The organism is Luteolibacter yonseiensis (genome assembly GCF_016595465.1).
In the GTDB taxonomy this organism is placed as follows: domain Bacteria; phylum Verrucomicrobiota; class Verrucomicrobiia; order Verrucomicrobiales; family Akkermansiaceae; genus Luteolibacter; species Luteolibacter yonseiensis.
In genome coordinates this window covers 1,257,033-1,282,162 of record NZ_JAENIK010000011.1, presented here as the reverse complement: position 1 = coordinate 1,282,162, position 25,130 = coordinate 1,257,033, and the positions used below count along the sequence as shown (strand labels likewise).

General features: G+C 62.1%; 21 protein-coding genes. 11 read left to right on the top strand and 10 right to left on the bottom strand.

The genetic code is table 11. The annotated features are described in order from the left end of the window. The first annotated feature begins 307 nt into the window (after positions 1–307). From JIN84_RS15075 to JIN84_RS15060, 4 genes are all read left to right on the top strand, one after another. Complete coding sequence (locus JIN84_RS15075) at positions 308–1,660, top strand: Gfo/Idh/MocA family protein (RefSeq protein WP_200351870.1); 1,353 nt, start codon at positions 308–310, stop codon at positions 1,658–1,660. Between the two features lie 105 nt (positions 1,661–1,765). Continuing rightward, the gene (locus JIN84_RS15070; protein ID WP_200351869.1) at positions 1,766–2,647 is read left to right on the top strand and encodes a sugar phosphate isomerase/epimerase family protein; all 882 of its coding nucleotides are present in this window, start codon (positions 1,766–1,768) and stop codon (positions 2,645–2,647) included. A 192-nt stretch (positions 2,648–2,839) separates the two neighbouring features. Next, the gene (locus JIN84_RS15065) at positions 2,840–3,049 is read left to right on the top strand and encodes an addiction module protein (protein WP_200351868.1); all 210 of its coding nucleotides are present in this window, start codon (positions 2,840–2,842) and stop codon (positions 3,047–3,049) included. A gap of 204 nt (positions 3,050–3,253) precedes the next feature. Continuing rightward, on the top strand, positions 3,254–3,607 hold the full coding sequence (locus JIN84_RS15060; protein ID WP_200351867.1) for a DUF2200 domain-containing protein: 354 nt from the start codon (positions 3,254–3,256) through the stop codon (positions 3,605–3,607). Here JIN84_RS15060 and JIN84_RS15055 read toward each other — a convergent pair whose 3' ends face one another. Then, complete coding sequence (locus tag JIN84_RS15055) at positions 3,608–5,059, bottom strand: DNA-3-methyladenine glycosylase 2 family protein (protein WP_200351866.1); 1,452 nt, start codon at positions 5,057–5,059, stop codon at positions 3,608–3,610. 123 nt (positions 5,060–5,182) lie between these two features. Between JIN84_RS15055 and JIN84_RS15050 the strand changes: the two genes are divergently transcribed. Continuing rightward, entirely contained in the window at positions 5,183–5,704 is a 522-nt protein-coding gene (locus tag JIN84_RS15050; protein WP_200351865.1) for a methylated-DNA--[protein]-cysteine S-methyltransferase, read from the top strand. A 14-nt stretch (positions 5,705–5,718) separates the two neighbouring features. Here the strand turns inward: JIN84_RS15050 and JIN84_RS15045 are convergent, their stop codons facing one another. The 3 genes from JIN84_RS15045 to JIN84_RS15035 all read right to left on the bottom strand — a co-directional run bounded on the left by JIN84_RS15045 (position 5,719) and on the right by JIN84_RS15035 (position 7,180). After that, the gene (locus tag JIN84_RS15045) at positions 5,719–6,243 is read right to left on the bottom strand and encodes a flavoprotein (RefSeq protein ID WP_200351864.1); all 525 of its coding nucleotides are present in this window, start codon (positions 6,241–6,243) and stop codon (positions 5,719–5,721) included. Positions 6,244–6,358: 115 nt separating this feature from the next. Continuing rightward, a complete protein-coding gene (locus JIN84_RS15040; RefSeq protein WP_200351863.1) occupies positions 6,359–6,529 on the bottom strand; it encodes a hypothetical protein in 171 nt (56 codons plus the stop codon). Between the two features lie 75 nt (positions 6,530–6,604). Beyond that, positions 6,605–7,180 (bottom strand): sterol desaturase family protein, encoded by a 576-nt coding sequence (locus JIN84_RS15035; protein ID WP_200351862.1) that lies wholly within the window; start codon positions 7,178–7,180, stop codon positions 6,605–6,607. Positions 7,181–7,310: 130 nt separating this feature from the next. Here JIN84_RS15035 and JIN84_RS15030 point away from each other — a divergent pair, with 130 nt between their 5' ends. Beyond that, complete coding sequence (locus JIN84_RS15030) at positions 7,311–8,279, top strand: YheT family hydrolase (protein ID WP_200351861.1); 969 nt, start codon at positions 7,311–7,313, stop codon at positions 8,277–8,279. Positions 8,280–8,471: 192 nt separating this feature from the next. Then, positions 8,472–9,791, top strand: a complete 1,320-nt coding sequence (locus tag JIN84_RS15025) for a Fic family protein (protein ID WP_200351860.1) — start codon at positions 8,472–8,474, stop codon at positions 9,789–9,791. A gap of 12 nt (positions 9,792–9,803) precedes the next feature. On the opposite strand, the gene JIN84_RS15020 is transcribed toward JIN84_RS15025, so the two are convergent. Next, on the bottom strand, positions 9,804–10,013 hold the full coding sequence (locus tag JIN84_RS15020; protein WP_200351859.1) for a hypothetical protein: 210 nt from the start codon (positions 10,011–10,013) through the stop codon (positions 9,804–9,806). Positions 10,014–10,180: 167 nt separating this feature from the next. Between JIN84_RS15020 and JIN84_RS15015 the strand changes: the two genes are divergently transcribed. Beyond that, entirely contained in the window at positions 10,181–11,599 is a 1,419-nt protein-coding gene (locus JIN84_RS15015) for an aminotransferase-like domain-containing protein (RefSeq protein ID WP_200351858.1), read from the top strand. Between the two features lie 63 nt (positions 11,600–11,662). Here JIN84_RS15015 and JIN84_RS15010 read toward each other — a convergent pair whose 3' ends face one another. Beyond that, positions 11,663–12,130, bottom strand: coding sequence for a cupin domain-containing protein (locus JIN84_RS15010; protein WP_200351857.1), 468 nt, complete (start codon positions 12,128–12,130; stop codon positions 11,663–11,665). A gap of 125 nt (positions 12,131–12,255) precedes the next feature. Here JIN84_RS15010 and JIN84_RS15005 point away from each other — a divergent pair, with 125 nt between their 5' ends. The 3 genes from JIN84_RS15005 to JIN84_RS14995 all read left to right on the top strand — a co-directional run bounded on the left by JIN84_RS15005 (position 12,256) and on the right by JIN84_RS14995 (position 19,715). Further along, complete coding sequence (locus JIN84_RS15005) at positions 12,256–13,098, top strand: AraC family transcriptional regulator (protein WP_200351856.1); 843 nt, start codon at positions 12,256–12,258, stop codon at positions 13,096–13,098. Between the two features lie 586 nt (positions 13,099–13,684). Next, positions 13,685–17,944 carry a PVC-type heme-binding CxxCH protein gene (locus tag JIN84_RS15000; protein ID WP_200351855.1) on the top strand — a complete coding sequence of 1,420 codons (4,260 nt, stop codon included), beginning with the start codon at positions 13,685–13,687 and terminating at the stop codon, positions 17,942–17,944. Positions 17,945–18,194: 250 nt separating this feature from the next. Continuing rightward, the gene (locus JIN84_RS14995) at positions 18,195–19,715 is read left to right on the top strand and encodes a UxaA family hydrolase (protein WP_200351854.1); all 1,521 of its coding nucleotides are present in this window, start codon (positions 18,195–18,197) and stop codon (positions 19,713–19,715) included. A gap of 82 nt (positions 19,716–19,797) precedes the next feature. Here the strand turns inward: JIN84_RS14995 and JIN84_RS14990 are convergent, their stop codons facing one another. From JIN84_RS14990 to metH, 4 genes are all read right to left on the bottom strand, one after another. Then, on the bottom strand, positions 19,798–20,526 hold the full coding sequence (locus JIN84_RS14990; RefSeq protein ID WP_200351853.1) for a heavy-metal-associated domain-containing protein: 729 nt from the start codon (positions 20,524–20,526) through the stop codon (positions 19,798–19,800). A gap of 52 nt (positions 20,527–20,578) precedes the next feature. Next, positions 20,579–21,211 (bottom strand): TVP38/TMEM64 family protein, encoded by a 633-nt coding sequence (locus tag JIN84_RS14985; RefSeq protein WP_200351852.1) that lies wholly within the window; start codon positions 21,209–21,211, stop codon positions 20,579–20,581. A gap of 104 nt (positions 21,212–21,315) precedes the next feature. Further along, on the bottom strand, positions 21,316–22,263 hold the full coding sequence (locus JIN84_RS14980; protein ID WP_200351851.1) for a thioredoxin family protein: 948 nt from the start codon (positions 22,261–22,263) through the stop codon (positions 21,316–21,318). 74 nt (positions 22,264–22,337) lie between these two features. Next, positions 22,338–25,100 (bottom strand): methionine synthase, encoded by a 2,763-nt coding sequence (gene metH / locus JIN84_RS14975; protein ID WP_200351850.1) that lies wholly within the window; start codon positions 25,098–25,100, stop codon positions 22,338–22,340. Positions 25,101–25,130: the final 30 nt, after the last annotated feature.

The following is a 25,130-nucleotide window of genomic DNA, read 5'->3' as shown; positions in this document are numbered from 1 at the left end:
TTCCACGAAATGACGTGGAACCGGACGGATCATGGCGGAATTCCACCCTTGCTGCGAGAAGATTCCCGGGTGCCCCATGACGCCGGCATCTCCAGCATCCTCCGGCTCCTGGGGCCTTTTTTCCGGTTTGGGAGCATTTCATGAAACGTCTTTCCCTTCGCGGGCGTTATCTGATCCCTCCTCCCCGGTTTGCGCTCGACAGCCCGTGACCGGGCGGTTTGATACCCCATATGGATACATGGTGGGACAGAAAACCGCCCGTATCCTCAGCTTTCCAAAACCTGTTTCCCAGAACCTATCAAAAACCATGAATCGTCGTGAAATCCTCCGCACCGGCTCCCTGAGCACCCTCGGCCTGCTCGCAGCACAAACCTTTCCTTCCGCCCGCGCCCAGGACCGCGCCGCCGGAGCGAACGGACGCATCCGCATCGGCATCGTCGGATTCTCGGACCGGCTCACCAGTTCCCTGCTGCCCGCCTACAAGGCCGTGGCGGATCAGTTCAACTGTGAGATCGTCGGCGTTTCCGATCTCTGGAGCCGCCGTCGGGACGATGCGAAGGCATATTTCAAAAAGAAGTTCGACCAGGACATCGAAACCTACCGCAACAACGAGGAGATGTACGAGAAGGCGAAGCTCGACGCCGTCATCATTTCCACCGCCGACTTCCAACACGCGACCCACGCCATCGAAGCCATCGCGGCGGGCTGCGACGTGTATTGCGAAAAGCCCTTCGCCGAAACCATGGAGGACGCCCGTGCCGCCCTGAAAGCGGTGAAGTCCTCCGACCGGATCCTGCAGGTTGGCTCACAACGCCGCTCGGGAGAGAACTACGCCGCCGCCCATGAGTTCCTCAAGAGCGGGAAATTCGGCCCCATCGTCGCGGCGGAGATGACTTGGAACGTCAACCAGCCCGGACGCTGGCGCCGCCCCGACCTCGTCGCCGCCCTCAAGGAGGAGGACATCGACTGGAAGCGCTTCCTCTGCAACCGCCCGGATGACACGTTCGACCCACGGAAATATCTCGAATACCGGCTTTTCTGGCCCTACTCGTCCGGCATCCCCGGCCAATGGATGTGCCACCAGATCGACACCGTGCACTGGTTCACCGGGCTCCCACACCCCCGCTCCGTCGCGGCGAACGGCGGCATCTACCAGTGGAAGGACGGTCGCAAGAACTTCGACACCCTCACCGCGGTTTTCGACTACGGTCCGCTCGACGATCCATCCACCGGCTTCCAGGTCACCTTCAGCTCGCGCTTCAGCAACTCCGCGGGCGGCACCAAGGAGATCTACTACTCGAACGGCGGCGAGCTGAATCTGGACACCAACAAGGTCACCTCGAACGGCGGCCTCGGCAAACAAGAGGCCGGAGCCATGAAACTCGAAGCGAATCTCCTCGAGGAGTTCAAACTCGAAGGCACAGGCGGCGGTGCCGCCTCCTCCGCCAATACCGGCGCGGACCCGCTCACCACCTCCCACATGAAGAACTGGCTGGAGTGCCTCGTTTCACGCAAGCAACCGCACGCCCCCGTGGAGGCGGGCTACCAGCACTCCATCGCGACCATCATGGCGAACGCCGCCGCCCGCACCGGCGAACGCGTCACCTTCGACGAGAAGGCCCAGGAAGTCCTCGCTGGCGGAAAGGTGTTCAAATACTGACAAATTGTGAGGAGAGAGGCCTTTGTAGCCTCTCTCTTCCGGGTGAGGTGGGAAATGCGGCGATCGGCCGGCCCACCTCACCCTCACATTCCACCCAAAACCCAGATGCAATCTCTCTCCCGCAGGAAATTCCTGCACACCGGCTCGCTGGCCCTGCTCGGCGCATCGCTCGCGCCACGCCTTTTCGCCCAGGAATCCGGGCAAACCCTCTTCTCTTCCATGGGAATCGCCGCGCCGCTTGAAAAAGCCGCCGCGCTCAAGGCGGAAGGCGCGCAATTCCTGACCGCCAGCGTAGGCGATTTCCTCGTGCCGGACCAACCGGAGGAAGCGTTCGAGAAAAACCTCGCGAAGCTCGCCGATTGCCCGCTGCCCATCCTCGCCTGCAACAGCTTCATCCGCCCCGCACACCTCCACGCGGTGGGTCCGGAGGCGAACCATGACCTCATCCTCGAATGGTCCGACACCTCCTTCCGCCGCCTGAAAAAGGCGAACGGAAAGTTCATCGTCTTCGGCAGTTCGGGAGCACGCAAAATCCCCGACGGCTGGTCCAAGGAAAAGGCCGACGAGCAGTTCATTTCCCTCCTCAAGCAGATGGGGACGCTCGCCGACAAACACGGCATCACCGTCACGATCGAGCAGCTCCAGGCGAAGGAGTGCAACTACATCAACCGTATTTCAGAAGGGGCCGCGATCATCCGCTCCGTCGGCCATCCGCGCGTCCGCCTGCTCGCGGACCTCTACCACATGGCCTGCATGGGCGACACTCCCGCCGACCTGAAGGCGGCGATGGATGTCGTCGTCCACATGGAGATCGCCGAAAAGGAAGGCCGCACCGTCCCCGGAATCTCCGGCGACGACTTCCGCCCGTATTTCAAGGTCCTCAAGGACGCCGGCTACAAGGGCGCGATGAGCATCGAAGGAAAATGGCAGCCCGGCCAGATCACCACCGCCTTCAAGGAAATCGCCAGACAGGCGGGAGAGGCGTGACCGTTATTTGGAGCCATGCCTCCCGGACCGGAACCATCAGAACCTCTCCTCATTCGCGTCAATTCCACCAGATGAGCGCCCTTTTTCGGGAGCACCCGGTGGAGGCGACTCCGCCATGCCAGGTGCTTTGCCCGGACCATTCACCAGAATAAATCAGTAGCACCATCAATCACCATTGGCTATCATCCGAACATGAACGCAGCCGAAGTCTCACAACCGACCCTCCGTGAGAAGATCCAAATAATGGAAACCATCTGGGAAGATTTTCGCGCGCGTGCGGACAGCTTTGGCATCTCTCACGATCAGAAGAATTTGTTAAATTCACGACGCGACCGGATCCGCACCGGAGAGGCCACAATTCTAGACTGGGACAGCGTGAAGCATACGATTGGCCAGGCATGATCAAGGTGGAGATTTCGAGCGATGCTCTTGCTGATCTCGACGATGGATTCTGGTTCCACGAAGCACAGGATTCTGGTCTTGGCGACTACTTCGGCAATTGCCTCCGCACGGATATAGATCGACTCAAAATTTCCGGCGGTGGCACCACCGCGATTGAGACATTCATCTGCAAAGAACCTGTGGCATCGCAACACATCGCCCCCCATGACCACCAAACACCGCATCTTCACCACTCCCTTCGCCAGCGTTTATCCGTTCTACATCACGAAGGCGGAGAAGAAGGGTAGGACCAAGGCAGAGGTGGATGCCGTCATCCGCTGGCTGACCGGATACGATCAGCAGGGGCTGGAAGCACAATTGGAGAAGCAGACGGACGTCGAGACATTCTTCAATGAATCTCCTGGAATGAATCCTTCCCGCGCCTTGATCAAAGGCGTCGTCTGCGGCGTCCGGGTGGAAGATGTGGAGGACCCGACGATGCGGGAGATCCGTTATCTGGACAAACTCGTCGACGAGTTGGCCAAGGGAAAGGCGATGGATAAAATCCTCCGGTCCTGATCACGCCGGATTCCTCCAGATATGCATGACCGCATAGCTGCGCCACGGCCGCCACGCCTGCGACATTGCCTCCGCCTGTTTCGCAGTCACTCCACCGAGGTTGTTCCTCACGGCGATGTCCTCCTTCGGAAACGCGTCCGGCCAGTTCAACCCCCGCATCGCGATGTAGTGGGCGGTCCATGGGCCGATGCCCGGCAGAGCGACCAATTGCCGCATCGCCTGTTCCGGATCCGCTCCCGCATCCAATTTCACCTCTCCCGAATGAAACGCACGCGCGATGGCGATGATGCTCTTCGCACGCGCGCTGACGATCCCCAACTTCGCGACATCATCCACCGTCGCGCCCGCCACCGCCGAAGCGAAGGGAGAAAGCCGGCACAGATCCGGAAACGGTGTCGTGATTTCCTCACCGAAGGCTTCCGCAAACCGGCAGGAAAGCGTGGTCGCCGCCTTCACGGTGATCTGCTGGCCGAGGATCGCACGAACGACCATCTCGAAGCCGTCGAAAGCTCCCGGCACCCGCTGCCCCGGATTTTTCAACACCGCCTTTTTCAGACGCTTGTCCTTCATCAGGTGCGCGCAAATCAGGTCCGGCCGGGCCGACAGATCGAACAGATTCCGCAACCTCCCCAACAACGCCGGCAGAACGGGCGTCAGCGTGTGGGTGAATTCCACCATCACCGCATGCCTGGCCGGCGCGTGGGTGACGCGGATCCAGCCGACATGGCCACCCAGCCGCACGGTGCGCGAATAGCTGTCCAAGGTGACAAGCTCCACCCCCTTGATCGTCCGGGCCGCGAGAAATGCCAGCATTCCCTCCCAGTCATAGGGCGGTCGGTAGCTCAACTGAAGGGTGGAGGTCTCCGACGCACCCACATTTCCGGAAGGTGACGAGGCCTCTTTCCGCAACCGGGTCGGCGGCATGCGGTAGCGCGAACTGAAAGCGTCGTTAAACCGGCGCAGGCTCGAAAACCCGCTCGCGAAAGCGATGTCGATCACCGGCAGTTTCGTCTCCGTGAGCAGCTGTTTTGCCAAAAGCAACCGCCGCGTCTGCACGAGTTGGATCGGCGACACCCCGAGCTCCGCCTGCACGATCCGCCGCAACTGGCGCGAACTGATGCCGAACTGTAACGCGATCTCCTCCAATCCCAAACCATCATCCACCAATCCCTCCCCGATGCGGTGGACGATCAGATGCGCGATCCGGTGCGCGCTGTCCACCGGAGCGTTTCCCGGTGCCAGTTCGGGGCGGCAGCGCAGGCAGGGGCGGAACGATTCCTCCTCAGCCGCCTCCGCACTTGCGAAAAAACGGCAGTTCTCCAGCTTCGGCGTCTTCACCGGACAGATCGGACGGCAATAAATCCCGGTGGATGTCACACCAACGTAGAACACCCCGTCAAAGCGGGGATCGCGCGATGTCATCGCGTTATAGGCGGCGTGGTCGTCAATCATCGGATGATGCTAATCCTTCCTGCTGTCAAAAGCTGGCCGTTTCCGGACATCTGGTTATTTTATATCCATGTCCGAAAACGGCCAGCAATTTTCCCGAACCGGTCCATCATCCACGCATCAACCATGCAATACTTCTATAAATCCATGCCATCCCCTCTCGGCCTGCTGAAGCTCGTGGCCAGTGACCGGGGGCTCACTGCGATCCTGTGGGAAAACGACGATCCGGATCGTGTCCGTCTGGGTGATCCAGAGGAAAAAAAAGATCACCCGATACTGGTGGAAACCGAGCGGCAGTTGACCGAATACTTCGCAGGCAGGCTCACCCGCTTTTCCCTGACACTGGATTTCATCGGAACCGAGTTCCAGAAAAAGGTTTGGGAGGCGCTCACCACCATCCCGTTCGGAGAAACACGGAGCTACGGGGAAATCGCCCGTCAGATCGGCAGCCCGCAGGCGGTCCGTGCCGTCGGAGCCGCGAATGGCAGGAACCCCATTTCCATCATCGCGCCCTGCCACCGCGTCATCGGCGCGAACGGCAAGCTGACCGGATTCGCCGGGGGTTTGGAAGCGAAGGCGTTTTTATTGGGCTTGGAAACGAGGGATCTGCTGACAAACGCGGACAGTTTCAGAATGTCCGACGGGTGACGTTCCAAGGCTGTTTATTCCACCGCTTTCAAAATCTCCTCCACCGGAGCGAGCCGTCCTATTCCCTCATAGCCGCAGGCAAGATCTCCTTCGGCCGGTCCGACCCACTTGCAACCATCTTCCGTGAGTCTCGCGATGTTCCGCTGTGTCGCCGGATGCAGCCACATTTTTCCATTCATCGCCGGAGCCAGCACGACAGGCGTGGTCCGTGGCAGGGCGAGGTAGATCGCGGCGAGCGGGTCCGGAGAGAGACCGTTGGCAAAGTTTCCCAGCACGTTCGCACTGGCGGGGGCGACGAGGAACAGGTCCGCATGATCCGCCAACTCGATATGACCGGGTTTCCAAGACTGCTTCTCATCCTCCAGGGAAACCAGCACCGGTTGGCGGGTGAGCGTCTGCAGAGTGAGCGGAGTGATGAACTCCGTGGCCGAATGAGTCATCACCACGTGGACCTCGTGGCCCCGCTTGACCAGTTGGGAAGCGAGATCCGCCGACTTGTAGGCGGCGATGGAGCCTGAAATACCGAGCACGATGTTCATGAAGATTTCCCGCGCGGGAATGGCGCGGAACAAGACCTACCATGTGACTGTCACTTTGTCACGGGCGGTGGTTCGCGATGAAACGCTCCCAGCTCCCGCGTTTCGATTTCTCCCCCTACTTCGTCCCTCCCACCATGCCGCAACAGCTTCCATCCGGGCGGAAGTTCTGAGGCAGGCACTTGCAGGACTGCTTCATCGTCATCGGGTCCAGCGGAGTGACCGTGCGGCAGGAGCTGGAAAAAACAGCGAGCGCAATGAGCGGCAGCAAAAAGAAGGTCTTTTTCATCGGTCTTTCAGGTTTTTCAAACCATCAGATAAACCGAAATGAAAAATCCGGCAACACCATTGCTGCGGAAAAAAATCAGGCCGTCGGCTGCACGTTCGGCACGGACGGGCCTTCCGCCTGCTTGAAGTGCGTCTTCGCCCGGGCCATGAAGGTGCCGAGGCAGAGGTCCGCGACAGGCAGGACGACGTTGAAATTCTTGTGCATGTAACGGTGGTGCAGCAGGTGGTGGCCATTCAGGCGACGGAACCACCACGGCTTTTCCACCCGGCGCGCCTTCGGCAGGTGCATGCACCAGTGGATGTATTCGTAAAAGCAGTAGTAGCTGGCGAACGCGAGGCCGCCGCCGAGCACGAACGCCCACTGGCCGGTGAGCCATGACAACAGGGCGAACGGAGTCGCGCCGATGAGGATGAGAACCGGGCCGTTCCACCAGGCCATCGGGATCGTTTCCTTGTCCTTCTCGTGGATGAGGTGGTAGGTGTGATCCGCCTTGAAGGTCTTGTGGTGGACCACCGCGTGGGCCTGGAAGGCGTAGCGGAAGTTCCAGACCGGGCGGTGCATCACGTATTTGTGGAGGGTCCACTCGAAAAACGAGGCGAAAATGATGCCGACGACGAGGCCTGCGAGGCACCAGAGGATGAAAAATGTCATGGATGAATTGGGGAGAAGTATTCCAGCGGGCTGCTGGCTATACGGCGGCGGCGCGAATGACAAGCGCCATCGCACCCGTGAACGCACCACTTGCCGGGCGGTGTTTCCGCCGCTAGACAGGGGAGAAACCATGCCGCTGATCCAGCAAAGCAGCTACCGGGCGCCTTCGTGGCTTCCCGGCGGCCACACCCAGACGATCTACCCCGCCCTGTTCCGGCGGGTGCCGCACGTCACCCGCCGCGCCGAACGGCTGGAACTGCCGGACGGCGACTTCATCGACCTGGAATGGGCGGGAAACGGCGGACCACGCCTCGCCATCCTTTCCCATGGCCTCGAGGCGAACACCAAAACCGACTACATCCAGGGCATGGCCGCCGCCATGCTCCGCCGCGGCTGGGATGTCCTCGCGTGGAACTTCCGCGGATGCAGCCACGAACCGAACCGCCTGCTGCGGATGTACCACAGCGGCGCGACGGAGGACCTGCATGCGGTGATTTCCCACGCGCTGGAAAACCACCCCGCGAAGTCCGTCGATCTCATCGGCTTCAGCCTCGGGGGCAATCTCACGCTGAAATACCTCGGAGAGCGTCCGGCGGACCTGCCGCCGCAAATCCACCGCGCCGTGGTCTTCTCGGTGCCGTGCGATCTCGCCTGCTCCTCGGCCAAGCTTTCCATCCCGTCCAACCGGATCTACATGGAGCGGTTCCTCATCGCGATGCGTTCCAAGGTCCGCGCGAAAAAACGTCTGTTTCCGGACCAGCTCGACCTCGCCGGCCTGAACCGTATCCGCACCTTCCAGCAATTCGACGACCGCTACACCGCCCCCATCCACGGATTCCTCGACGCGGCGGACTACTGGAAACGCAACAGCAGCCGCCAGTTCATCCCCTCCATCACCGTGCCGACTTTGCTAGTGAACGCGGCGAATGATCCCTTCCTCGGCCCCCGCTGTTATCCCCGCGAAGAGTCGGTGGCCAGCGAGCACTTCCATTTCGAAATCCCGGCCACCGGCGGCCACGTCGGTTTCCCAACCTTTGGCACCGGCGGAGAATACTGGCCGGAAACGCGGGCGGTGGTTTTTTTGATGGAGCCCGCATAAAATCGTGACGGCGGTTTCCAACTGCCATGCCTCCCATTTTTCTCGCCCTATCTCCACGACCATTCAGAAGTCGCGTTCGTCTGTCACACGGATCTACTCGTTTTCCCTTTTCCGCAGTCTTCCCCCCCTTTAGCTTTCAGAAATCAAACGAACTCAGTTTCCCGCCCGGGTTCGACAACACAGACAATTTCCATGAACTCTGATTTCGCCACCATCGACGCGCTCAAGACGGAATTGGACGCAATTCTGCCAATGGGAGACGCCGACGAGCGCCGTCTTTGGGAAAAACTCCGGTTGGAATGGAACTTCCACTCGAACCACATCGAGGGCAACACGCTCACCTACGGCGAAACGGTCTTGCTCCTCCTCCACGGCCAGACACACGGAAACCACTCTCTTCGTGAATACGAGGAGATGAAGGCCCACGATGTCGGGATCAAGCATCTGCGGAATCTGGCCGCCGACAAAAGCAGGTTGATCACTCCGAGCGACATCCGCGACCTCAATAAAATCATCCTCAAGGAGCCCTTCTGGAAACCCACACAAACACCGGACGGCCATCCGTCGCGTGCCGAAGTGATCCCGGGTGAATACAAAACCCTGCCCAACAGCGTGCTCACAGCGAGCGGGGAGTTATTCGAATACGCGTCACCGCTGGAGGTCCCCTCGCGAATGCAGGCACTTGTGGATGATCTGGAAAAGTCGCTCGGAGATCGAAAGCACCATATCCTGACCATTGCTGCGAAACTCCATCACGACTTCGTTCTGATCCATCCGTTCGACGATGGCAACGGACGCGTCGCCCGGATGCTGGTGAATTACCTGTTTCTCCGCGAGAACTACCCGCCGATCATCGTGCCGACGGAACAGAAGCGCGATTACCTGACAAGCCTGAGGCTTGCCGACGCGGGCGAACTGGAAAGCCTCGAGGCATTTCTCGGCAAGCAGCTCGAGAAATCGCTGAAACTCGCGGTTGGCGCGGCGAAAGGTGAGAGTATTGAGGAGCCAAGCGATGTCGAGAAGCAGGTGACGTTGTTCATCCGGGAGCAGAATTCAAAAGACAAGGTAAACGAACCTGATGATGACGTGCTTCAGCCCTTCATTGACTCGAGCGTCAGACCTTTTGTGAAAAAATTAGATACCAAAATGCGGACTCTTGCTCCTCTTTTCTCACGAATCAGCTTGATGGCGACAAATGGTAACGGAGAACTCATGCTAGATATCAATCCGGCTTCAACTCCCACCCTCAACGTCGTACGTCCACAGGCAAAACATTCCTTCAGCTATTCTTATCTGTATTACCAATCATCCGCCGCCAATGCTTTCACTCATCGGACGAAAGTGGAAATAGAATACAAGAAAGAGGGCTACGCGCTCAATCACGACGGGAAAATCTTGATTTCAAAGCCCTACTCCGAACCCATGCTGGCAGAAGAAATCGACGGGATTACCTCCCGCATCCTTGCAAAGACATTTGAAGCAATCCGCAGCAAGGCAGGCCAGGTCGGGTAACCCCTCCCACCCTCACCGGAACAAAAAATAAACCGCCAGCGCCATGGCCCCGAACCACACCAGGCAGATGTGCGTGACGCCGAACGAACGCGCACCGACGGACTCCGCCGGGTCGTCCCGATGCGGGCCGAACAATGCTCCGTAGCGGACGACCAGCCATCCCCCGAAAAGCGTCCAACCGAGAATGAACAAGACAATGAAGGTTTTGACGATGTAGATCATGGCGGTTTGTGTCTCCCAGACGCCCGCAGTGTAGGCAGAAAAACGAGGGAACAACAGATACAGATGGTGGATTTATGAGCAGCACAGACGGTACAGATTCCGGACTTTTTGAAAAATCGGTGAAATTGTAACTGGCGGCTGCCCTCCTTCCGCTCCACCCTCCCAGCATGAAAGCGGCAGTGCCACTCTACCAGGATCTGGCGTCGCGGCTGGCGGGATTGATCCGTGCCGGGACTTTTGCCGCAGGGGACCGGCTGCCATCCGTCCGCCAGGCGAGCCGCGAGCACCAGGTGAGCATCACCACGGTAATGGAGGCCTACCGTTCGCTGGAGGACCAGGGGATCATCCAGGCCCGGCCCCGCTCCGGCTACTACGTGCCGCCGCCATCGCTGGATGTCTCGAAGCTGCCCATGGCGGCCCGGCATTCGAAAAAACCGATCATCATCGCGCAGGCGTCCATTTTCCAATCCGTGATGGATCTGGCGGAGAACGGCAGGGTGGTGCCCTTCGCCGCCGCCGCGCCGGACGACTCCATCATCCCCTCCGCCAAGCTCGCCTCCATCACGAACGCCGTGCTGCGGAAATCCAGGTCCGACGCGCTGCGCTACACTCCGCCGATGGGTCGGAGGGAACTCCGCCTCGCCCTCTCCCGGCGGTTGCTCGTCGCGGGGATCAAGGCGGGACCGGACGAGATCATCACCACCCAGGGCGCGACGGAGGCCCTGCTGCTCGCCCTCCGCGCGACCACGAAACGCGGCGATCTGGTGGCGGTGGAGACGCCGACGTATTTCGGCATCCTCCACCTGATCCGGGACCTCGGACTGCGGGCCATCGAGGTGCCCGTCTGCACCCGCGACGGGATGATCCTCGGAGCGTTGGAAACCGCCTTGAAAAAACACCGCATCGCCGCGTGCGTGGTGCAGCCTAATTTTCAGAACCCCATCGGCAGCGTGATGGACGCGGCCGCGAAGAAACGCCTCGCGAAGCTCTCGGAAGACCACGGCTTCGCCATCATCGAAGACGACGTTTACGGCGAGCTTTCCCACGACGGCGGCAGACCGCCATCCATCGCGCTCTATGGCGGAAACGTGATCCACTGCGGTTCCATCTCGAAAACCCTGGCCCCCGGCCTGCGCGTCGGCTGGATGGTGCCGGGCGGCTGGCTGGACGAGGTGAAGCGGCTGAAGACCATCCAGTGCCCGTGGAACGCCACGCTGTCCGAACTGGTCGTCGCCAGTTTCCTCGACGCGGGCGGCTACGACCGCCACCTGCGGCGCATCCGCGAGCTTTATTCCCTGCAGTGCGCCCGCACCCGCCAGGCGGTCGTCCGGTTTTTCCCGCCCGAGTGCCGGGTGAACCAACCGGCGGGCGGCTTCGTCCTGTGGTTGGAAATGCCTGCGGATTTCGACTCGGAGGCATTCACCGTGTCAGCCGTCGCGGAAGGGATCAGCCTCGTGCCGGGCACGCTTTTCTCACCGTCCGGCGGGCTGAAAAACTGCTTCCGCCTGAGCTGCGGATTCGCCTTCGGCCCGCGCACCCTGGACGCCATCGCGACGCTGGGGCGGCTGGTGGTGCGGAATGGGTGATGTGTCCTTCGCTTCAAGATTCACCACAAAGCAGTGGTGAAAATCCAAATATCCGCGCTTCCATCACACCCCTTCAGACTTCCCTGCAATCACGCATGGTGCCAGTCCTCCACGGATGGACCGCCAGGGTTCCGTTTCGGAGACGTCGTGTGGATCGGGTTGCGAGGCTTCGCTTTCCGGGAGGGTGGCCGGGGTGAGGATGGCGTGGAAAACCAGCACCTCGTCGAAGGGGTTGTAGGTGCCGTGGGGGACGCCGGGCGGAATGATGGCAACCTCGCCCGGGCCGAGGATGCGGTATTCTTCTCCTACCCACTGCTCGGCTCTGCCCGAGACGACGTGGATGATCTCCTCGCGGTGCGGGTGGATGTGGAACGGATGGCAGCAACGGGGCTGCATCGTCGCGCGAACCATGAGGAGTTGTTTCGCGTCCGCGATGTCCGGGCGGCAGAGCCATTCGTTCAGCGTCCAGTCGTTGTATTCGTCGCGGGTTTCCCCCTGCGAGATGAATCGGGGTGGTGTTTTCTCACTCATGCGTGTCCCTCGCTAGTGGGGGAAAGAAGGGTTGGCAAGAAATCCGGGGACGCAACAATCTATCCGGGATGCACATCCAAGGGTCTTGATCCGGCGGAAAAACGCATGCAGATTCCTGTCTCCCGATGCCCGCGAAGAACGCCAGCCCAGCGACCCGCACGCACGTCGTCCGCAGCGACGACGTGGACAACCGTGACTGGCTCCGCGACCAGCCGGTGTGCCGGGAGCTCGCGCAGCACCACATCGCCCACGTGGAGATCCTCGAAGCGGGCGAGCCGTTCTCGATGACCCGGGCCGACCAGTCCGGCACCTGCATGATGGCCTGCTTCGGCGGCGGCGGCGTGGTCAGGGCGGACGGCCAGTGGAAACGGCTGGAGGCCGGGCAGGCGTGCCTTCTCCCGCCCTTCGTCACCAACCAGCTCAAGGCCACCGGCCCGGAGCCGATGCGGATGTGCACCGTCCGCTATCTGGAATCCCGCGAGGCCCGGCCCATCCTTTCCCACAAGTCGCCCATCCTGGGGAGTTATCATGCGGATCCCTTGCTGCGGGCGATCCAGGGGCTGCACGCGGAGGCAACCGGCCAAGCGATTCCCGCGCAGTTGAACGCGTGGGCGGGGCTGATCCATGGCTACGTGCTGCGCTTCGCCGAACCCCACCAGAGCGACACACGGCTGTGGCGCATGTGGGAGGCGGTGGATCGGGAACTCGCCCGCCCGTGGACGCTCGACGAACTCGCCGCGAAGGCCTGCGTGAGCAAGGAACACCTGCGGCGCCTGTGCCGGTCCGAGCTCGGCCGCACGCCGATGCAGCACGTCACCTTCCTGCGGATGCGCCGCGCCCGGCATCTGCTCACCAGCACGAATGACAAGATCGAAACGATCAGCCGCGACGTCGGATTCATCAACCCCAACACCTTCTCCAACACCTTCCAGAAATGGACCGGCAGGAGGCCGTCGCGGGCGAGGTGAGGCCATGGTGTTTCGCAAAATGCTGTGATCCAAGTGACGATGCATTGAATAACACACATTCCAGAAACGAAGCATCGATTTGCGATCATCCGGCGTCCGGCATTCTCCAGCACCAAAGGAGCGGAATGGGACAGCCCGGGGTGAGCGAAGCGCAACCCCGGGTGGAGCATCCCGAATGAACCGAGTCCTGAAAGGACGACATCTCCAGCACACCGGCCCTCCCGGATCCCGTCCTTTCAGGACTTCGACTTCCTTGGGGCCTCTTCCCATGGCGTTGCCATGGGCTGTCACATTCCGCACCGTTGGTGCTGAAGAGCCGGTAACCCGATCCCACGGAGCATGGTGGGAGTGCTCCGGCAATCTCCACAGATCCTCCGCGCTCCAGGCGTCCTCCGCGTTTCGATCCATCCATTCCCCTCTTCCTTCGCGTCCCTTCGCGACCTTTGCGCCTTCGCGGTGAACCTTAAAGCAACCACTCCTCTAGCGCCCCCCCAAGCCTCCTGTCCCGATCCGCTGGAAATGCACATTTTTCTATTCCGGATGCTTCACTGCTAGGCAGAAGCGCGGGAGGCGTTATGAAAGAGGGATGTATGAATCAGCCCGCAACTCCATCGTAACGAAAATCCCGGCGCTCGTCGGGCTGGCGCTCGCGGCTTGCGGCGGGCTCGCCTGTGGCAAGTCGTTTTACGTGCAGTCGGCGGAAGGATTGTTCCCCGGGATTTCCAGCAGCCCGGATTTCCCCGGCGAGGCGGATCTGAAAAAAACCGACGCGGTCCTCATCACCGCCGGCGGGAAATGGGATGATGCGGAAAAAGCCCGCGTCGAAAGCTACGTGAAGGCCGGCGGCGGCATCGTGCTGGTGCACGACGCCATCTCCGCCTCCGGACTGGTGAAGGGCGAGCCGCGCCGTTGGAACGGAGCCGTGCCATTGTTTTTCACTCCCTCGGGCCGCGAGGATTTCATCACACGGGGTGTCTCGAACTTCGATGTGGCGGACGAGATGATGCAGGGGTTTGAAATCAATTCCAAGGTGAGCAACGTGCTGGCCACCACCTGGACGCCGAACCGCAAGCACCTCAAGGGGGATGAACCACAGCCCTACGTTTACGGCGTATCGCCGATGATCTGGACGCAGGAGCTCGGAAAAGGCAGGATCGTCTCCTTCGTACCGGGGAAAAACCCGGAGACTTTCAAGAACCCGGCGATCCGCGCGCTGCTCGGACGCGCGCTGGCGTGGGCCGGTCAAGGCGGTGAAGGCGACGCCGTCGGCAAGGCGGACGACTCCCTGCTGACCTACCCGCCGGGCGGCCCGCTCTCTCCCGAGGCGGAGGTGGCGTCCATGCAGGTGCACCCGGATTTCAAGGTGGAGCTCGTGGCCTCCGAGCCACTGGTTTCAAAGGCCATCAACATCGACTGGGACGGCGAGGGACGCCTGTGGGTGGTGGAAAGCATGGAATACCCCGAGGGGACGAAGGGCGGCGGCCCCGAGTCGATGTATTCCGTATGGGACCGCGACAGCAACCTGCCGAAGCCTCCCGCCGTGAACCGTCCGGGACGCGACCGCATCTGCCGCCTGGAGGACACGGATGGCGATGGCATCCTGGACAAGCGCCACGTCTTCGCCGACGACCTGGATCTGGCGACAAGCTTCTGTTTTTACAAGGACGGCGTCATCGTCGCGCAGCCTCCGCAGGTCCTGTATCTGCGGGATACGGATGGCGATGGGAAATCGGACAAGCGCGAGGTGCTCTACACCGGGCTCGGCACGCAGGACACGCACTCGGTCCTGAACAACCTGCGCTGGGGGCTGGATGGCTGGATCTATGCGACGCATGGTTATTCGAGTTCGCCCAAGGTGACGTCCGGCGATGGCAGGCAGGATTTCGGATCGATCGGATCGGGCATCGTCCGTCTCAAGGCGGACGGCACGAAGATCGAGATGGTCAGCGCGAAAAGCGGCAACTGCTGGGGCGTGGACATCACCTCGGACGGCGAGTTGTTTTTTACCCAGCCGACTTCGGGCGATCTCGTCATGCACGCGCCCGTTTCCGACAGGCTCATGGCGGAAGGCGGCATGGGCAGCGTGCCATCGTGGCAGGTGATGATCCATCTGCGTCCGGTGAAACCGCTGATGACTTGGGAGGAGATCGTCGAGAACCAGCCGAATGACGTGATCGGCTCCTTCACCGCCGCCTGCGGTTGCGCGGTCTATGAAGGCGGATCGTGGCCGGACGCCTGGAACCTGGGCTACTTCACCGCCGAGCCCACGGTACACATCGTCCACCACGAACAGCTCACCCGCTCCGGTGTGACCTTCAAGGCGGAGAAGACACGCGAGGAGGAGTTTTCCGCCACACGGGATTCATGGAGCCGCCAGATCGACACCCGGGTGGGACCGGACGGCCAGCTCTACACCATCGATTTCTACAACCAGGCCATCCTCCACAACGACCCGCGCGGACCGATCCATCTGTGGAACAACCAGGCAGCCCGCCCCGACCGTGACCATTTCTTCGGCCGTATCCTCCGCTACCGTCACCGCGAGGCGAAGCCCGTCCCGGCGGCGGACCTCCGGACGCCGGAAGGCCGGGTGGCCGCCTTGGGAAATCCCAACCGGGAAATCCGCTTCCGTGCCCAGCGTCTCATCGAGGAAAGCGATGTGAAGGGCGCGGCGAAGCTTTTGGAAAATGCAAAAGGCCCGGCGAGGCTCCACGCGCTGTGGCTGCGCGCGGCGGCAGGTGTGCTCGGCGAGCGTGAGCTCATTGCCGCGCTGGCCGATGAGGATCGCTCCGTGCGCCTCACCGCCGCCCGGGTGATGGGAACCCACCCGGAACTGGCGACGGATGCGGTGGTGAAATCCATCAGCACGAATCTCGCGAAGGACAAGGATCCGGTGGTGCGCCTGCAGGTGCTCGCCGCACTTCCCGCGCAAACGGTGGTTGCGGCGGACACCTTGGTCGCCATCCATGCGGCGGCGGACGACATCTGGACCCCTGCGGCGGTGGCCCGGCTCGCGAAGAACTCCCCCGGCGAGGTGCTCGCCGCCGCCATGGCCTCGGCGGACAAGGAAAAGCAGGCGCCGCTCGTGGCGCGGTTGTTCGAGTTTTCCTCCAACGACGAATCCCGACTGATCCCGATGCTCAAGGTGCTGGGCACGCAAGGCGGAGACATCGGCATCGCCATGGCATCGCTCGCCTCGCTTCGCGAACGCAAGCTCGGCGACAGCCCGGAAATACGCTCCGCGATCAATGCCCTGGCGGAAAGCGACGTCCCGCAGATCTCCGCAACCGCCCTGCCTCTCGCCGCCCGGAACTGGAGCGCCGACGAACGCGACGCGCGTTTGGAAAAGGCGGTGAAGCGCGTGCTCGCCTCGCAGCCACAGGAAAAGCAGGTGCTGTCCGCACTCGGCGGCCTGCCAGCATTCCCCGCGGACCTGTCCGAATTTTTCAAACAATCCTTCGTGAAACCCGGCGACGGACGGACCGCGCTTTTCGAATCCATCCTGAAAAATCCGTCTCCGGATGCCGCGAGATTTTTCATCACCGCAATGCCGTCGCTGCCGCAGGGTGACAAGGCGAAGGTCACCGAGGCGCTACTCGGCCGCCCGGAATCCGCCATCGCCCTGACCGACGCGCTGGCCGATGGCAGCCTGCCCGCCGCCGTCGCCGGGCCGCAGCTTATCGCCCGTCTCGCCGAGCATCCCGACAAGTCCGTCCGGGAACACGCCGCTCCGTTGGTGGCGAAATTCCAGGGCGCGGAGGAAGCGAAGGCCGCTGTCATCAACCGCCTGCTGCCCGAGGTCATGGCTCCGGGTGATCCGGTGGCGGGCAAGGCCTTGTTCCAAGCCTGCGCGATCTGCCATTTATACAAGGGCGAAGGCGTGGTCATCGGCCCGGTGCTGGAAGGCATGGGGGCCCACGGCGTGGAGGCTCTCCTCACCCACATCGTGGATCCGAACCGCGAGGTGGAGCCGAGCTACCACGTCTGGAACGTGGGCACGAAGGATGGCCGCATCGTGGCGGGCTTCATCAGCCGCGAGACGGCGGGCAGCCTTTTCATCAAGAACGTCGGCGGTGAGACCGAGATCCCCCGCGACCAGATCACCAGCCAGACGGACACCGGAAAATCCCTGATGCCGGAAGGATTCGAGTCCCTCGGCGGTGCCTCGCTGCGCGACCTGATCTCCTACCTCCGCGCCGGCGAGCAACGCTTCCACATCCTCACCTTCGGCAAGGCCGCGACGGCGGATGGCAGCAAGGGCGTCTATCTCGCGAAGGACGTCGGCGGCGACCGCGTGGGGCTCAAGCGCTTCGGCACCGTCGAGGAGCGCGGTGTTCCCTTCCAACTCCAGGACCCCGCCATCGCGGCGGGCGGGAAAAACGTCATCGTTCTCAAGGGCGGAGCTCGCGGGGACGCCCTCAGCCTGACGATGCCCGGCAGTGTGGAGCTTCCGGCGAATGTCGCGGCGGGAAGGCTGCACCTCCTGGGCGCGGTGGCAGGCTGGGGATTCCCGGCGGTGCAGGGCCACGACCCGCTGATGACCATCAAGATCGGATACGCGGATGGAACCTCCGAGGACATCGTCCTCAGCAACGGCGTGGACATCGCCGACCACGTCGCGGGTGTGGATGTCCCCGGCTCCGCCCGCACGGATCTGACGGATCACGGCCAGGTGCGCTACCTCTGGCGGGATCTGAAAAAACCGGCGGTCCTGATTTCAAAGATCACCCTCACCAGCCCCGGCACCGCCAGCGCGCCGATGGTCGCCGCCATCACCCTGGAGTCCCCGGCCAAGGACGGAAAAATGTCCCCCGCCCCCGCCCAAGGCGGCCCGGCGAAGCCGTAGGGAAGGGCGACCTTGTAGCCATCTACCCACGTAACCCGCGAAGAGAGGGACTATCAGGTCGCGCCTTCTCGCGATTCGAAACCGCACGCTCTTCCTATTTTTCCAACCCATCTTCTCCGCGTCTTCCTCTCCTACCTCCGCGTTTCGATTTCTCTCAATCCACCTCCTTCATCGCCCTCTTCCTTCGCGTCCCTTCGCGGCATCGCGGTAAATCTGAAAAGCCGGCACCCCACCATCACCAACCACACCCATGAACCGCATCTTCCTCCTTCATCCTGAAGACCCCGTCGCCGTCGCCCTCGCCGATCTCACGGACGGCGAATCCCTGCCCGGTGGCGGCACCGTCCGCGGCGTCGTGCCGCGTGGCCACAAGGTCGCCCTGCGCGACATCGAACCTGGCGGACCCGTTTGGAAATACGGCCAGATCATCGGCCACGCGACGCGCGCCATTTCCACCGGCGAGCATGTCCACAGCCACAACCTCGGCATGTCGGACCACACCGACGACTACGCCCACGGCAGCGCCGCCAAACCCACCGCCTACGTCCCGGACGATCTGCGCGATTTCTTCATGGGCTACCGCCGGGGAGACGGGAAAACCGGCACGCGGAACTACGTCGGCATCATTTCCTCCGTGAACTGCTCCGCCACCGTCGCGCACCACGTGGCGCGCGAGGTCGAGCGGCGCGGGCTGTTGGAGAAATTCCCGAACATCGACGGCGTGGTGGCCATCACCCACGGCCTCGGCTGCTGCATTTCCAACCGGAACGAAGCCTTCGCCATGCTCCAGCGCACCATCTGGGGACACGTCCGCCACCCGAACTTCGGCGCGGTCATGATGGTCGGCCTCGGTTGCGAGACGAACCAGATCCCGGCGATGATCGAGACCTTCGGCAAGCCGCCCGCCGGCAGCATCCATTACGTGACCATCCAGCAGATGGGCGGCACGCGGAAAACCATCGAGGCCTGTCTTGAAAAACTCGTGAACGAAGTGCTGCCCGCCGCCGACAGGGCCCGCCGCGAGGCGGTGCCCGCCAGCGAACTGATCGTCGCCCTCCAATGCGGTGGATCCGACGGACTCTCCGGCATCACGGCGAATCCCGCGCTCGGTCTCGCAGTGGACCGGTTGGTCGCGCAGGGTGGCTCCGCCGTGCTCGCCGAGACTCCCGAAATCTACGGCGCGGAACACCTGCTCACCCGCCGCGCCGTGCGCCCGGAAGTCGGCGAGGCGCTCATCGAGCGCATCCGCTGGTGGGAGGACTACGCCGCCAAACTGGATGGTGAGATCAACAACAACCCCACCCCCGGCAACAAGGCCGGAGGACTTACCACCATTCTGGAAAAATCGCTCGGTGCCGTTTGCAAGGCAGGTTCCACCAATCTCGTCTCCGTGCTCCGTTACTCCGAGCCGGTGCGCGAGCGCGGCCTGCACATGATGGACACGCCCGGCTACGACCCCATGGGCGTGACCGGGCAATCCGCCGGCGGCTCGAACCTGCTCTGCTTCACCACCGGCCGCGGCTCGGTCTTCGGCAGCAAGCCGACACCTTCCATCAAGATCGCGACCAACACCCCCATGTTCCGCCACATGGAGGAGGACATGGACATCAACGCCGGAACTATCGCAGACGGCGAGGAAACCCACGAACAGGTCGCGGACCGAATTTATCAGGAGATCCTCCGTGTCGCCAGCGGTGGAAAATCAAAGTCTGAAGCGCTCGGCTTCGGCGACAACGAGTTCGTGCCGTGGAACATCTCGGCACAGATGTGATATAGGTTCCATGACTTCTTATGGAAATCCGCCGGTGGCTCGAGCCACCGGTGAGGAATTACCATGGCCTCACATTCCACCCTCAAACCATCGCCAGCATCACCACCGCCATTCCCAGCATCAGCCCATCCTCGATGATGGTCACGGTGGACATGGGAAGCTGGAACACCGTGCCGAGGCAGGCGCAACGGATCGCGCGCTTGGAGAAAACGGCTTGCAGCACTCCCGCCAGACTCACCGCCATGACCACGGCGGTGACCAGGTTCACCATCCATGGATTGAGATTCGCGATGTACGAAAGCCCGAGACCCAGTTCGACGAACGGATAGACGAATCCATAGCCGGGCCATGCCTTCGCCACCAGATCATAGCTGCGGTAGGCGTCCGAAAATCCCCTCAGGTCCAGCATTTTGAAAAATGAGAACGCGATGAAAAACCCGCCCATGAACCACCGCATGGCGAGCATCGTGTCCCACCCGCCCGCGGCGACGAGCACTCCGGCAGGCACCGACAGCAGGTAACCCAGCAGGATGAGCAAGGGCTTGTAGGTCGTGGCGGATGGGGCGGGAAGCACGGATGCGGGCGGGGCTGCCGCCGCTTCTTCCACAAAACGATATTTCTCCAAAGGCGCGAGCCAGGTGTTGAGCTCGCCGGTGCCGAGTTCGCGGGTGCTGGAAAGCGTCGCCTGCGGTGGCTGGATGGTGACGGTCGCGGACTCGATTTCCGGGTGCGCGGCGAGGCGCTTTTCCACCTTCGCGGCGCAGTTGCCGCAGGTCATGCCGGTGAGGGATCGTTTCGTTGTGATGGCCATGACGGAATGTCGGTTGGAGAGAAGGGATGGCAAGCGTTGGCGGTGGAAAATGTCATCGCCCGGAATGTTTCCGGAGCCTCCCGGCGGCCAGCCAAAGCACGGCGGGAATGACGAGGCTGAGCGCCAGGGCCCAGCCGGGCGCGTCCCTGCCGGTGGTGCCGATCGCGGCGAAGAGAAAGCCCATCGGCACGCTGCCGCAAGCCAGCGCGGTGACGAACCTCCGGAAAGGCATGCGCACCAGCCCTGCGGTGCAGGAAATGACTTCCGGCAGGATCGGCAGCGCGCGGGACAGGGCGACCAACCAGCCACCGCCGTTCTCAAACAACCTCCTGCCCGCTTCATAATCGCCATCCCCCAGCCAGCGGCGGGCGAAATCCTCGCCGAACAAACGTCCGGCACCATAACCGAGCAATCCCGCCGCCATCAGTCCCACCGAAGCGACGGCACCACCGAGCAGGGTTCCGTAAACATAGCCCAGCGCGGAAATGACCACCGTGCCCGGCACGGGCAGGAACACGTCCGAGGCGAGCAGGAGGATGCCCGCCGCCCACGCCCAGCGCCCCGCGTTCTCCAGCCATAGCACGCTGCCCGCGAAGCTGAAATAGCTTTCCCATCCGCCACCCCACAGCAGCCAGATCCCGAGAACGGGAACCGCCAGCGCCAGAAACCACAATGCCAACCGCATGGCCGCAGCATGGAGCCTCCACGCCCCGGCTCCAAGAAAAAGCACCGCGCCGGACTACCGGCGCGGTGCTTGGAAAACAAGGAGTGGCGGATCCCAACCACGTCTCACGTGCCGGATGCGGCCTTCTCCTTTGCCTCCAGCAGCCGTTTTTTGGCGGCGTCCATGTTGCCGACGTAAGGGCTCTCCGGATTGAACTCCTTCGCCTCGTCCAGCGCCTTGACCGCCTCGTCGTATTTCTTCAACTCACCGAGCAGCATGCCACGCGTCATCATGATCTGCTGGACATCGTCCTTCGGAAGGTCCCCGTCCTTCAGCGCCTTGTCGAGCACCGCGATCGCTCCCTCGAAATCCTTCTTCTGCAACTGGCTGCCGAGATCCTTCTTGATGCCCGCGATGCGCTCCTTCATGGCCGCCTCCTTCGCGAAGCCGGTTTCATCCTTCGGATCGGACGCCTTGATCTGGTCCACGACGTCGCCGTAGAAATTCGCCACCATCCCATCCGTGAGGTCCATTTCCTTGAGGACCGAAACCAGGGCTTTCGCCTTCGGCACGCCTTCGGATTTCGCGGCGGCCGCAAGCGCTTCATCGCGCTTGGCTTTCTTGCCGATCAGCTCGTCCAGGTGAGTCACATACTTCTCCGGTCCGCCTTCCTGATAGCCGGTGGCGGCGTAGGGCTTGCCCTCCGCATCGCAGAGCAGGATCGTGGGATAGCCGGCGATCTGGTATTTGGCCCCGAGCTCCTCGTTCTGTTTGATGGTTTCCTCGGTGAGTTTGGATTTGTCCCTCGGGTAATCCAACTCGACCAGAACGAACTTGTCTTTCACACCCGCCTTGAACGGCTCGTGCTCGAAGACCTCCTTGTTCAGCTTGATGCACCAGCCGCACCAGTCGGAACCGGTGAAGTCGACGAGCAGGTCCTTCTTTGATTCCGCCGCTTGTTTTTTCGCGGCGGTGAAATCGGAAATCCAGCCCTCGCCTCCGGCGAACGCGGCTCCCGAGCAATGCAGCGCCAGCACGGCGGCGCAGGTTTTGAATAATGGTGTAAGGTTCATGGCACGATTCAGCAGTCAACCTGCACCGAAAAAGGCGGAGGTCGAGAGGAATCGATGCAGGAAGCCTGCCAAGTTCAGGCATATCCCAGCCACGGACCCAGCCATTTCTCGGTCTCCTGCACGGTGATGCCCTTGCGCTTCGCATAGTCCTCGATCTGATCCTTCTGAATCTCGGAAATGGCGAAGTAATGGCTGTCCGGATGGGAGAAATACAACCCACAGACGGCGGCTCCGGGGTGCATCGCACAGCTTTCCGTGAGCGTAACGCCGGTCGCTTCGGGTGCTCCCAGCAGGTCGAACAACAGCGGCTTCTCCGTGTGGTCCGGCTGCGCGGGGTAGCCCGGCGCCGGACGGATGCCGCGGTAGTTCTCGTGGATGAGCTGGTCGTGCGTGAGCTCGTCCTCGGTCTCGTAACCCCACTCGATACGGGCCTTGTGATGGAGGAATTCCGCGAACGCCTCCGCGAACCGGTCCGCGATGGCCTTCACCATGATGGAACCGTAGGGGTCGATCTGTTTGTCCAGTTCGTCCGCGAACTCATGCGCGCCATGGATGCCGACGACGAAGCCGCCGATGAAATCGGGAAGCCCCCCCCCCGCCACCCAGTCCGCCAGCGCGACATTCGGCTTTCCGGAGTCTTTCTTGATCTGCTGGCGCAGGCTGTGGAAACGCGTGCGCTCGGTGGTGCGGGTCCCGTCGGTCCAGACGATGATGTCGTCGCCATCCGAGTTCGCGGGGAAGAATCCGTAGATGCCCTCGGCGCGGAAGCGGTCTTCCGCAATGATGCGGTCGATCCAGCCGAGCGCGTCCTGATGGAGCTTCGCCGCCTCCGCCGCACCCTCCGCGTTCTTGGTCTTGAGAACGTTCGCCTTGCGGTCCCACACGCCGCGCAGTTCCCACGCGTGGAAGAACGGCGTCCAGTCGATGAACTCCGCCAGCTCGCGCAGGGAGGGATTGGAAATGGTGCGGGTTCCGGTGAAGGCGGGCACGGGCGGCGTGTAGTTTTGCCAATCCAGCTTCGGTCCGGCGGCTCGGGCGTCCTCGAGCGTGAGGGTTTCGCGTTTCGGGCCGCCGAGGAAGTTGTCGCGCAGCTTCTGCTGCTTCTCGCGGTTCTCGGCGGCGAATCCCTCCTTCTGGTCTTTTGAAAGCAGCGACGTGGTCACAGGCACCGAGCGGGACGCGTCCAGCACGTGCACCACCGGCCCGGAATAATGCTGCGCGATCTTGATCGCGGTATGCGCGGCGGAGGTCGTCGCCCCGCCGATGAGAAGAGGCACCTTGAAATCCAGTCGCTCCATTTCCTTGGCCACATGCACCATCTCGTCGAGCGACGGCGTGATGAGTCCGGACAACCCGATGACGTCCGCACCGATTTCCTTCGCCTTGGCGAGGATCTTGTCACATGACACCATCACGCCCATGTCGGTGACCTCGAAGCCGTTGCAGGAAAGCACCACGCCGACGATGTTCTTGCCGATGTCGTGCACGTCGCCCTTCACGGTGGCGATGAGGAAGCGTCCGGCGGAGCGCCCGCGCTCGGCCAGCTTCAGCGCCTCCTCGTTCGAGAGGGAGGGATCCTCCTCCTTGAACGCGGCGATGTCCGCGGCGAGGTATTCCGCCTTGTCCGCCTCCATGAACGGGAAAAGCCAGGCAACCGCCTTCTTCATGACACGTGCGGATTTCACCACCTGCGGCAGGAACATCTTGCCCGCGCCGAAGAGGTCGCCGACGACGCCCATGCCATCCATCAGCGGTCCCTCGATGACCTTGAGCGGACGCACGTATTTCAAGCGGGCCTCCTCGGTGTCCTCGTCGATGTATTTGTCGATGCCGCGCAGCAACGCGTGCTCGAGACGTTTCTCCACGGACTCCGAGCGCCATGCGAGGTCTTCCTCGATCTTCTTGCCGCCGACGTTCTTGTAGCTTTCCGCAAGTTCCAGCAGCCTCTCCGTGGAATCCGGGCGGCGGTTCAGCAGCACGTCCTCGACGTGTTCCAGCAGGTCCTTCGGGATCTCGTCGTAAAGCTCCAGCATGCCCGCGTTGACGATGCCCATGTCCATGCCGGCGAGTCCGGCGTGGTAGAGGAAGGCGGAGTGCATCGCCTCGCGGACCTTGTTGTTCCCACGGAAGGAGAAGGAAATGTTCGAAACACCGCCGGACACCTTCGCGCCGGGGAGGTTCTCCTTGATCCAACGCGTGGCGTTGATGAAGTCGAGCGCGTAGTTGTTGTGCTCCTCGATGCCGGTGGCGACCGTCAGGATGTTCGGGTCGAAAATGATGTCGTCCTGGTTGAAGCCGACCTCGTCGACAAGGATGCGGTAGGCGCGTTCGCAGATGCGGACCTTCTCCTCATACGAGGCGGCCTGGCCGTTCTCGTCGAAGGCCATGACGACGACCGCCGCACCGTATTTCATGATGTGGCGCGCCTGCCGCTTGAAGTTCTCCTCGCCCTCCTTCAGCGAGATCGAGTTCACGATGCCCTTGCCCTGCAGATACTTCAGTCCTTCCTCGAGAATCTCCCATTTCGAGGAGTCCACCATGATGGGCACCTTCGCGACGTCCGGTTCGCCCTGGAGGAGCTGGAGGAAGCGGCTCATCATCGCCTTGCCGTCGATGAGGCCGTCATCGAAACAGATGTCGATGACGTTCGCGCCATTGCCCACCTGCTGGCGGGCGACCTCCACCGCGGCCTCCAGATCACCGGCCCGGACCAGCTTCGCGAACTGCGGGGAACCCGCGACATTCGCGCGCTCGCCGATCATCAGGAAACGCTTGTCGGCGGTGTGGTTGTAGGCCTCGGTGCCGGAGAGACGGAGGGCGTGGGGAATGGTTTTCATTTGGATGAATCGAAACGCGGAGAAAGAGGA